At 40.8% G+C, this 10882-nt stretch carries 11 protein-coding genes and 2 pseudogenes; 9 read left to right on the top strand and 4 right to left on the bottom strand.

Annotated elements, in window-relative coordinates; all coding sequences use genetic code 11:
* Window positions 1-201 precede the first annotated feature (201 nt).
* Complete coding sequence (locus LC605_RS27485; protein WP_229550655.1) at window positions 202-1878, bottom strand: hypothetical protein; 1677 nt, start codon at window positions 1876-1878, stop codon at window positions 202-204.
* A 205-nt stretch (window positions 1879-2083) separates the two neighbouring features.
* Window positions 2084-2215 carry a hypothetical protein gene (locus LC605_RS33170; RefSeq protein WP_267868682.1) on the bottom strand — a complete coding sequence of 44 codons (132 nt, stop codon included), beginning with the start codon at window positions 2213-2215 and terminating at the stop codon, window positions 2084-2086.
* A gap of 19 nt (window positions 2216-2234) precedes the next feature.
* Between LC605_RS33170 and mtnA the strand changes: the two genes are divergently transcribed.
* On the top strand, window positions 2235-3323 hold the full coding sequence (gene mtnA, locus LC605_RS27480) for an S-methyl-5-thioribose-1-phosphate isomerase (RefSeq protein WP_229550654.1): 1089 nt from the start codon (window positions 2235-2237) through the stop codon (window positions 3321-3323).
* Between the two features lie 377 nt (window positions 3324-3700).
* Here the strand turns inward: mtnA and LC605_RS27475 are convergent, their stop codons facing one another.
* Entirely contained in the window at window positions 3701-4327 is a 627-nt protein-coding gene (locus tag LC605_RS27475) for a hypothetical protein (protein ID WP_229550653.1), read from the bottom strand.
* 313 nt (window positions 4328-4640) lie between these two features.
* The gene (locus tag LC605_RS27470) at window positions 4641-6062 is read right to left on the bottom strand and encodes an NADP-dependent isocitrate dehydrogenase (RefSeq protein ID WP_229550652.1); all 1422 of its coding nucleotides are present in this window, start codon (window positions 6060-6062) and stop codon (window positions 4641-4643) included.
* Between the two features lie 275 nt (window positions 6063-6337).
* Between LC605_RS27470 and LC605_RS27465 the strand changes: the two genes are divergently transcribed.
* The 8 genes and pseudogenes from LC605_RS27465 to LC605_RS27430 form a co-directional block, all read left to right on the top strand.
* Window positions 6338-7066 (top strand): GUN4 domain-containing protein, encoded by a 729-nt coding sequence (locus LC605_RS27465; protein WP_229550651.1) that lies wholly within the window; start codon window positions 6338-6340, stop codon window positions 7064-7066.
* Window positions 7067-7091: 25 nt separating this feature from the next.
* Complete coding sequence (locus LC605_RS27460; RefSeq protein ID WP_229550650.1) at window positions 7092-7310, top strand: type II toxin-antitoxin system HicB family antitoxin; 219 nt, start codon at window positions 7092-7094, stop codon at window positions 7308-7310.
* A 7-nt stretch (window positions 7311-7317) separates the two neighbouring features.
* Window positions 7318-7590, top strand: a complete 273-nt coding sequence (locus LC605_RS27455) for a BrnT family toxin (protein WP_229550649.1) — start codon at window positions 7318-7320, stop codon at window positions 7588-7590.
* A 7-nt stretch (window positions 7591-7597) separates the two neighbouring features.
* Complete coding sequence (locus LC605_RS27450; protein ID WP_229550656.1) at window positions 7598-7843, top strand: hypothetical protein; 246 nt, start codon at window positions 7598-7600, stop codon at window positions 7841-7843.
* Window positions 7844-7894: 51 nt separating this feature from the next.
* Entirely contained in the window at window positions 7895-9001 is a 1107-nt protein-coding gene (locus LC605_RS27445) for an ABC transporter ATP-binding protein (RefSeq protein ID WP_229550648.1), read from the top strand.
* 165 nt (window positions 9002-9166) lie between these two features.
* The gene (locus LC605_RS27440) at window positions 9167-9703 is read left to right on the top strand and encodes a calcium-binding protein (RefSeq protein ID WP_229550647.1); all 537 of its coding nucleotides are present in this window, start codon (window positions 9167-9169) and stop codon (window positions 9701-9703) included.
* 709 nt (window positions 9704-10412) lie between these two features.
* Window positions 10413-10622 (top strand): annotated as a pseudogene (locus LC605_RS27435) (TOBE domain-containing protein); the annotation flags it as partial.
* Between the two features lie 112 nt (window positions 10623-10734).
* Window positions 10735-10827: pseudogene (locus tag LC605_RS27430) on the top strand (superoxide dismutase); the annotation flags it as partial.
* Window positions 10828-10882 lie beyond the last annotated feature (55 nt).

The raw sequence follows: 10882 nt of genomic DNA, 5'->3' as shown, positions 1-10882 counted from the left end.
GCTCAAGTCTACTGAAGTAGACTAAAGATTGTTGAGGAATTTAGTCATCTTTTAGATGACTTCAGCTATTAGCAAGGAACTTCAGTTCCTTGCAAGACAGCAGTTTTACGTTAAGTTGACACCAATGCCTTACTACAAACTAAAAGCTTTTATTTTTTGTGACACTTGCGTCAAAGAGTTATTGCGTAAGTCTTATGTAAATTAAGCATCAGATTTTGATTGTTGTGGTTCTGTCGCTGGCGGAGGTATTTCCCGCTCAGGTGCAATAATGGAACCATCCCAGACAGCCTTCTGTCCATCAGCATTGATAATAATTATTTTTACTTCTCTGTCTTCATAATGATCAGAAAATTTTGCTAGCCAGTTATCTGGAAGCCTTTTAAGGTCTTTGAGAGGGATTTTAAATCTTCTGCAAAACTCCATAGGAGCATCAGGATCAGGCTTGATTGTAACAACGTCGTCTTTTTTGATCTCAACCAGTGTTTCTGAAATTTCCTTCTTAGTGTTGTCTAAGTACATCATTTGAACTATCACACCAGCATCCTTTATCTGTGTATTAACTTCCTCCTTTTCGTCCGAATTTAATATTTTTCCTCCTAGGGAGAAGTTAGCGCCAGCAATAGTAATGTAATCGGGAGGTAAATTGGACGGGCCGTAAAGCACTACTTGATTAATATTAGGCCCAGGCTTGCGGACAGCTTTGCCCCCGATGTAACCGGTAGCACTTATGCTCATGAGTGCCAAAAGTTCTGAGGGGATATTTGGTAAAGAAGAGGCAGTTGTATAAGTGACCAAGAGGATGACGATAAAAGCAATGCCAATAATTAGGTTCCAAACTATTTGCTGTACACGCTCCAAAGCTACTACACCACCATGTACAACCAAATCTGACCACCCAGGATTCACTTCTCCAGATCCCTTGCTGCCACGAAATCCAGAGGTTGCTTGCGCCGTTACCATTGTGACTAAACTAATTAGGAAGGTATAGCTAAATCCTGATAGGGGAATGAACTCCCATATGCGTCGAGACAATCCGCGCCCAATAAAAAGAAATAGATAGCCAAAAACGATGATAAGCAACCACCAGATAAACTGGGCACGCGCCAGACTATAAGTATTGGTTTGGACATCCACGATGAACCACTCTAACAAGTTTAACTTTTTTGTCTTGTTTTCTGAGGAAGTTTTGCGGAAGTTTGGTTTTCTTGCCTCTGTTGTCAGCGAATAGGCCTCTCTGATCAGCCAATAAATTATTACCAAAAGTATGACTATACAAAATGCTGTAATTATAAACACGATCAGCGTTGTCCACCCGCTCACAGGGCGCTCCACCATGATCTGAAGTTTGTCGTCAGCGTCTTGAGAGTCTATATTAGTTGCATTACCACCCACCTCAACAATCACAGGGTTTTTGCCAGTGTTCAGTTTCTCTAGCTGCTCGTTATTAAAGCTGGCAAAAATTGCTTTCCCATTTTCTGCAACTTTTGCAGTAGCGATCGCAATATTAGAAAACTTACCAATTTTGATCTCAATTTTATTTTCAGGCGAATTGTCTTGCTTGGGAAAGTTTTCTCCTGTCACCACTACATTGATATGTTCTTTCTTAGACCTACTGTTATCTTCCGATACAATCGACTGAGGAATACTGATGTAAAACTCTCTAGGATTGATGCTCTTTATAGACGTAACTTCGGGTATGATTACCCGTTGAGCGATAGTTTGCTGACTGGGTGTTGTAGTGCTTGTCTGGACAGAATTGCTATTGTTTAGCTGGCTAATGCTATTAGCTTCCTGTGCTTTACTCAACCCTACTGAAGTGAACAGCAACAGCAAATTCAGACTAAGGTATAGCAGAAAGTAAAAATACCTTTTGCTCATTCGTTTCCAGGATATATTATGTAAGCGCATAAAACAGTAATTGTGTTTGATGAGATGCAAGACCAAAATAACTTTCGTCATTTTCAGTATTAATACGGTTAAAACTTTAAAATAAAGCTTTTAATCATACCTTTAGTCTTAGTATATCAATCTATTAAACTGCTTTTTTATGAAATAACCTGGTTATTTGTAATGTTTTTTATACTCAGTAAGACTTCCAAATTGGAGAAAGTATCACGATTTTGAGCCATATAAAACCAGTTCCTGCTGTATTAGCGATCGCTGATGTTAGTTTAAACACGTCATTTCCAGCAACAATTAAGTATTTGTTACTCATGTATTAATTAGCGCTTTCTATGAAACCTTCTACAAACCACATTTATCCAGTGATTTGGCACAACAACTCAGTGTCACTAATTGATCAAACGCGCTTACCAAAGGAATATACATTTGTGGAAATTCGCCGCAGCGAAGATATGGCGCGGGCGATTAAAACCATGATTGTGCGAGGTGCGCCGGCAATTGGTGTAGCTGCGGCCTATGGAATTTATCTTGGTGCCAGGGAAATTTCAACAAGCGATCGCCACGAATTTTTGCAACACTTAGATCAAGTAGCCCAGTTGTTGCGTTCTACTCGTCCGACGGCGGTAAATTTATTTTGGGCAATTAGCCGGATGATCAAAGCCGCTTACGAAACGCTGGGGACGGTAGAGGAGATTAAGCAAACCCTTTTCCAAACAGCCCAAGCAATTAACGCTGAAGATTTGCAAACTTGTCAGGCGATCGGTGACAATGGTTTGACAGTTTTACCCACCACTCCAGAAAAGTTGACTTTGCTTACTCACTGCAATGCTGGGGCGTTAGCTACTGCTGGTTATGGTACTGCTTTGGGTGTTGTGCGTTCGGCTTGGAGGGAAGGACGTTTAGAACGTTTATTTGCTGACGAAACCCGTCCCCGTTTGCAAGGCGCAAAACTCACCACTTGGGAATGTGTGCAAGAAGGTATTCCAGTCACATTAATTACTGATAATATGGCAGCCCATTGCATGAAACAGGGTTTGATTCATGCTGTAGTTGTGGGTGCTGATCGCATTGCCGCTAATGGCGACACTGCTAATAAAATTGGTACATATAGTGTGGCGATCGCTGCTATTGCCCATAATATTCCCTTCTTTGTCGCTGCACCCCTTTCCACCGTTGATTTTGAATTAGCCGATGGTAGCCAAATTCCCATTGAAGAACGCGAACCAACAGAAATCTATCAAGTTGGTGATACGATTCTCACACCTGCGGGCGTAGATTTTTATAACCCAGCTTTTGACGTGACTCCGGCTGAGTTGATTACAGCAATTATTACAGAAAATGGAGCGATCGCACCTCATGAATTAGCAAAATCACAGTTAAAGCAAGTAAGTAAGTCGGTGAAAATAAATCAAACTATGTGACGAAACGTAAACAGGCTTGAAACGCTTACCAAGGACGAATGACAAAGGACAAATGACAGCCATCACGAGTTATCTTTAATTGCGCCGACCTACTTAGCTTAACATCAAATATTAGTCCTATAGGAATCATATTTGATTTCTGAAAATATTTCAGTAGGGTGTGTTATGCCGTAGGCTAACGCACCATCCGAAGATTCTGGTGCGTTACGGAAGCCGTAACACACCCTACATATACTTAGATTTTTTCATAAATCAAATACTAGTCCTATAACCGCATCATGTCAATAAAAAAATTTTATTATCAATAAGCTCAAAGTTAGTTGTATTAATACCTGCCCTAAGCAAAGCGCAACCCAACAAAGCCCCGGAGCGGATGATTAATTTTCTAATTTTAAGACTGCTAGGAGAATTCGCATTAGTTCTTCTAAATCTTCTGGAACTCTATAACTATTAATTGCTAATTCAAAATGTTTATTCGCTCTATCTAATCTAGCAAACTGCCATATCTTACCTGTAGTTACAGAGCCGATCAAAATAGGTTGCTCTGTAATCGTAGGAGATTCTTCCCACTGATCTAGCGCAATCATCTCGGCAACTAATTGAGTGAATCCTCTAGTTAAATCCTCATATTTAGCTTCAACTACTAACAACTGGTTTGTTTGATAAGTTCTAATTAAATAATCTAAATTTCCCTGAAGTAGATTAGAAACTTTGATACCAAATTCAATTCTTATCTGAACATTTGTATAATGAATTAACTCTAAGACTACCTTAGATATTATTACTTCTCTTCTTGCCAACTCTGTCGTTAAAGGTACATAAGGCAGTACTTCAGTAATTCTATCTCTCAGTTCAGCCAACCTATCTAACTCTCCTTGATATAGTGGTAACATTAAATTAACTAGGACTAACTTATACCCGAAATAATCAGCTAAGTCTTCTGAATAATAACCATTTTCAAAATACTTACTAAAGGTATAATTTTGATTAGGATCTAACTTCACTTGATACACCTCCACTTTCTAAAAACTCTATCTGCTGCGGTGTAGCAGATTTGATATACAGTGATTTTTTATTTATCGCTGTGCCAAATTAATGTCATTGAAGGTGTAAAGCTTTCACTCAAAGAGCATTAAGCTTAGAATTAGCACAGGTAACTTACAAGCTATTACGTCGCTTCATTGGGTTGCGCTTCCCTTAACCCAACCTACTTTTCCAGTTTGAAAACACGCCCTAATCCTAGATGCGTTATGTGAAACTTTTGTATAGATGTTAAATGTAACGTCTATACAAAGGTTTCATCAGATGTCTATTGCATTAACCAAAATGTTGAATAATTGCCTCGGCAAATTCAGAACATTTTAAGGGTTCAACTGGTGGTTCTAGCAACCGGGCTAAATCGTAGGTGACTTGACTATTTGCGATCGCCTCACTTAAACCTTTCTTAACTAAGTCTGCGGCTTCTTGCCAACCCAGAAATTCCAGCATCATCACCCCAGATAAAATCACTGAACCAGGATTAATCCGATCTAAACCTGCGTGTTTGGGTGCTGTGCCGTGGGTAGCCTCAAATATGGCACTAGAATCACCAATATTTGCCCCTGGCCCCATTCCCAATCCCCCAACAATGGCAGCGGCGGCATCAGATAAGTAATCGCCGTTCAAGTTCATTGTCGCCAAAATCGAATACTCATCCGGTCTGGTTTGGATTTGTTGAAAAATACTGTCAGCAATCCGGTCGTTCACCAAAATCTTATCTTTCCATTTACCATCGCCGTGGGTTGCCCAAATTGTGTTAAGAACAGTTTCAACTTCCTTGACAACTTGCCCTTTCTTGTCTGGAGTCAGACTATCAAACCCAGGTTCAATCTGGCGGGCGTTTTCTTCCAAGGAAATATTGGGATTTTTTTCCTTGTTACTCAAAATCCAAGATTCTTGTTCAGTAACAGTACAGGCGCGAAATTCAGTGGTTGCTAGTTCATAACCCCAGTCGCGGAAAGCGCCTTCGGTGTACTTCATGATGTTCCCCTTATGCACCAAAGTCACTTGTTGCTTGTGTTTGGGCAATAGCAAGGCGTGTTTGATGGCGCGTCTGACTAAGCGCTGGGAACCAGTTTTGCTGATGGGTTTGATGCCAATACCAGAATCCAGAGGAATGCGTTTTTTCCCATGTTCAGGGGTGGCGGGGATTAGTTCTTCATTGAGAATTTTAATTAAGCGATCGCCAATTTCGCTACCTTGTCGCCACTCAATCCCTAAATAAATATCTTCCGTATTCTCCCGATAAACGATTACATCCAGTTTTTCGGGATTTTTGTGAGGTGAGGGCGTACCTGCATAGTAACGGCAAGGACGCACGCAGGCATACAAGTCAAAAATTTGCCGTAATGCCACATTTAAAGAACGAATCCCCCCCCCAATGGGAGTAGTCAAAGGGCCTTTAATTGCTACACCATATTCTTCAATTGCCGTCAGAGTGTCTTGAGGTAAATATTGATAAGTACCATATAAATCACAAGCTTCATCTCCAGCGTAAACCTTGAACCAGCTAATTTGGCGCTGACCCTTATATGCTTTGGCTACCGCAGCATCGAGAACTTTTTGGGTAGCAGGCCAGATATCTATACCTGTACCATCGCCACGAATAAAGGGGATAATTGGATTGTCCGGTACGATGGGTTCACCATTTTTGAAGGTAATTTTTGCTCCGGTTGCGGGGGGGGTAATCTTGTCGTACATACTTCACACACTCCTAATCGATACGCTGCTAGTCAAAAAATCCTTATGTGGCAGGCTTGTATATTGTGCTGTGTCTTTTGTTCACCAAGCCATAAGGCGCAGATTTTCCCCCTATTCCCCTTGTACCTTATTTGGGGATTAAGTGTGGGATTCAGTGAAGCGATCGCAATTTTGTACGATCAAAAATAGTAAACTACTTTTCGCTATCAGTGCTTCACCTTGGAGAATGCTCAATAGCTTACCGCTCTTTCACTGACCGCTAAAACGAGAATGGCATGACAGACCCAATGATTTTATCAGGCCCTTCAAATGACATCGACTCCCTCCGACGACCGTTAATCGCTGGGTCTGAAAAAGTCCAACAACAGATAATCCCACAATTAGCTGAGTTGGGTAATGAGGGATTAGACGTGTTGATGGAATTTTTACTGAAACGACGCGATCACCCAGCAACTTGGATCGATGGCAAAGCTTACCAAGTCCTCTATAACTCTGATGCACCTCAAGTCAAAGAATTTCTGCACTCCTGTTTTCCTGAGGGAATTGTACCTCTAAAATCAGAGTGCGGGATTAACTACAATTATTTGCAACAGCTACTAGCTGTTCAAGACTTCCAAGCAGCCGATCGCGTCACCATAGAAAAAATGTGCGAACTATCAGGCCCAACAGCTGTACAACGAAAATGGTTGTATTTTACTGAGGTAGAAAATACCTCGGCTGTTGACTTACAAACCATTAACAACCTTTGGTTAGTACACTCTGAAGGTAAATTTGGCTTTTCAGTACAGCGAGAAATCTGGTTAAGTTTGGGTAAAAATTGGGATAATTTCTGGCCGAAAATTGGCTGGAAAGAAGGTAATAACTGGACGCGATACCCTAACGCGTTTACCTGGGATTTGAGTGCGCCTAGAGGTCACTTACCTCTCTCTAATCAACTTCGGGGGGTACGAGTCTTTGCTTCTTTACTCTCTCACCCCGCTTGGTCGAAGAATCCAGAAAAATGATTTTGAGCCTACGGACAAATAGATTATGATCAATCCGACCAACCGAGAATTCTACGTCATTATTGAACGAGATGAAGATGGCTACTATGTGGGAGAAATCCCTCAGTTAAAAGCCTGTTACAGTCAAGGAGAAACAATTGATGAGTTGATGGCTAATATGAAAGAAGTAATTCAACTTTGTTTAGAAGCAAAAACTGAAGAAGAAATACCAGAATTTATAGGTATTCAAAAGGTAGTAATTTAATAATTGCATGAAGTTTGAGTGGGACGAAAACAAAGCGGCAAGAAATCTTTTAAAACATCAGGTTTCCTTTGAAGAAGCCAAAACTGTTTTCGATGATCCGCTCTATGTTGAGTTCTATGATCCAGACCACTCTGATGATGAGGAGCGTTACATTATTATTGGAGAGTCAAGTCGGGGACGCTTACTAATTATGTCGTATACGGAGAGAGTAAATTCGACTCGTCTTATTAGTGCAAGAGAAGTAACGCGATCCGAGCGAAAAATATATGAAGAAGGGTAAGCCAGAAATGGAAGACGATTTGCGATCAGAATATGACTTAAAGAGTCTAAGGGTCAGAAAATTAGGCCCGGAACGAAAGAGCTTTGGTAAAACAACAATTCGTTTAGAACCTGATGTCGCAGAGGTTTTTCCCAATGCTGATGCGGTGAATGAGGCTCTAAGATTTCTGATTAGAGTTGTGCAGGACAACCAAGTTTCTGCACTTACAAAGCAGCCTCACAGTTCTTCGGAGGGGACGGATAAAAGCCCCTAGTGTTGAGTTGAAAATGCCGCAAATCCCAAACTAAAAATATCAAATTGGATAATGGCAAACGTTCGTCTAGAAGATATTAAGCGTAGATTCAATAACGTTACCGCTATTGAAGATATTACCTTTGAAATTCCTGATGGCGAATTTTGGGTTTTAGTCGGGCCATCGGGTTGTGGTAAGTCTACAATTTTGCGAACGATCGCTGGTTTAGAAACCGCTACATCAGGTAAACTCTTTATTGGCGATCGCTTGGTGAATAATATCCCAGCCAGACAACGGGATGTAGCGATGGTGTTCCAAAACTACGCTCTCTATCCTCACATGAGTGTGGCGCAAAACATTGGCTTTGGCTTGCAAATGCGAAAGGTTGACCGGAAAATCATTCAAGAACGGGTAATGAATGTGGCGCGATCGCTTTCTCTGGATCACCTGCTGGATCGTAAACCCAAACAGCTTTCTGGGGGACAGCAACAACGGGTAGCATTAGGGAGAGCGATCGCTCGTGAACCACAAGTGTTTTTACTTGATGAACCTTTATCTAATTTAGATGCCCAATTGCGCAATGATACAAGGGCTGAATTGAAACAGTTACATCAGGCATTAGGCATTACAACTGTTTACGTCACCCACGATCAAGTTGAAGCGATGACTTTGGCTGATAAAATTGTTGTGTTAAATCGCGGACGGATTCAACAAATTGGTGATCCCCAAACTATTTATGCCAGTCCTGCTAATCAGATGGTGGCAACTTTTTTAGGCAGCCCACCAATGAATATTTTACCTGCAATCTATCAAAATAACGGTTTTGATGTCAGTGGGCAGTTGTTAGCAATTCCAGCAGTTGTTAAGGATAAATTACAGTTGCGTTCAGGACACAGTTTTGATTTGGGGATTCGTCCAGAACATATTTTTATTAACGAACCGCCAAATAGCCAAGAAGTAAATCCGAGTCAATTGATTGTAGAAGTTAAGGTGGTGGAACCTTTAGGAAGGGAAACTTTGATTCGTGCTGGTTTACCTGGTTCGGCGGTAGTGTTGAATATTCAGGTAGGTGGGGATGTGCGTCCACGTCCAGGCGATCGCTTTTCTTTGCAACTAGATTTGGATAATTTGTTTGTGTTTAATCCCAAGACTGGCGACAAAATATTTCCTCATGAGTGACTGTGACTTTCGACTAGCTGTGTATCGTTGGCTGAAAGCTTGCGATCGCGATCAGTTCATTTAGCAAGAACCTTTTAAGAAACTTTATTTATGGTTATTGATACTTGAGGTTTTGGAAATTGCTCACAGACTCTAGAAAACATATGTAAAACTTAGGAGAAGACTATGGCGACTATAACGGGAGACTCTGGAAACAATGTAATTTACAGTCCACGCAATGAAATTAACACCATATACGGTAGAGACGGCAATGATCAGCTCTATGGTGGAAATTACGCTGATTTCCTGTTTGGTGAAGGTGGTGATGACATTTTGCGTGGAAGCGATGGTAATGATTACTTATATGGTGGTGACGGTAATGATGGAATAGGCCCTGTTGGAAGTGGTAGTGGAGAGATTGATGAGAAGGACTTTATATTTGGTGGTAGTGGTGCTGACACTTTCTATCTGTATGATGATGATGATGCTACCTACTTTAGGGATGGAGGAGACTCTGACTACGCCATAATCTATGACTTCAATCTTCAAGAAGGAGATTCCTTAGTGCTGGCTAGGGGAAGCAAAGGGAGTTCATACCAAGTTGGTACAACCTCACTCTTGGGTAGTCAAGATGCCCTATTTTTCGAGAATGATTTAATAGCAATCTTCCCTAATACAACCAACTTAGATTTACAGATTGCGGTTGCTTTAGCTACTAGTTAATCATAGCTTCATTGCAAAAAGTTTTAAGTAGGTTGGCGCAATTAAAGTTAACTGGCTAAGGCTGTCATTTGTCATTAGTAAGGGTTTTAAGCTTATTTACGTTTCGTAACATACTTGAGTTTTTTCGCACCAACGTACTTACTAAAGAAGTTATCTATAGGACTCCTATTTAATTTTTGAAATACACGTAGGGTGGGCAAAGCCCACCATATCCCAATACGCTTGGGTTAAGCATTTTTTCTCTTCTCTCTGTTTCCTCTGCGCCTCTGTGGTTCGTTAAAAAAGTTGACTTTGACAAAGAGTTTTAGCCTTAACTGAACCGTATTGCACCATATCCGGGTTCTGGTGGTCAAAGCCTACCCTACATTACTTAAAATTTTTCACATATCATTTAGGATTCCTATAGAACTAGAAGTAGTATCATTGCAAAAAAATATCAGGTAAACCTTACAACTTTTGATGGGAGGGATTTCAAAAATAATTAAGTTTACCTGGAGACTACTTTTAGCAATTTAAGAAGTTTGATCAGGAGCAAATCTGAGTGATGTATTCCTTTTTTTTACTTGGTGGCAAAAATCTAACTCAATTCAAACTTGTATATAGGACTAGTATTTGATGTTAAGCTACTTGCTGTGGCTGAGATTTCACCAATTCCTCTGGTGCGATCGCTCCATTCTCTGTAATGATTGCTGTAATTAATAATGAGAGTCAGCTGATTGTAGAAGTTAAGGTGGTGGAACCTTTGGGGAGGGAAACTTTGATTCGTGCTGCTTTACCTGGTTCGACGGTGGTGTTGAATATTCCGGTGGGCGGGGATGTCCGTCCACGTCCAGGCGATCGCCTTTCTCTACAACTCGATTTAAATCACTTGTTTGTGTTTGATCCCAAGACTGGAGACAGAATCTCGCCTCAAGAGTGACCGTGGTTTGAAAGTAACTAGAAATAATTGCCAAGTCCCAATTTTTTGTAGCCAGAATCTAAGAAAATAAAAACTGCAATACAGACTTAATGCATTCTCTGCAAAAACTGATATGACTATTAATCGACGCCATTTCTTGTTCTTACTTACAGCAGGTGCTGGTGCTTTTGCATTAGATGCTTGTGCATTGGCAGAACAATCTCCTGCCAGAAACACTGCAACTCCCGACACAAAAGCAAATACAAACAAGTGATTTAAAT

Origin of the sequence: Nostoc sp. CHAB 5836, from assembly GCF_020829445.1 — a bacterium.
GTDB lineage: Bacteria > Cyanobacteriota > Cyanobacteriia > Cyanobacteriales > Nostocaceae > Nostoc.
This window is presented reverse-complemented; position numbering and strand designations above follow the sequence as displayed.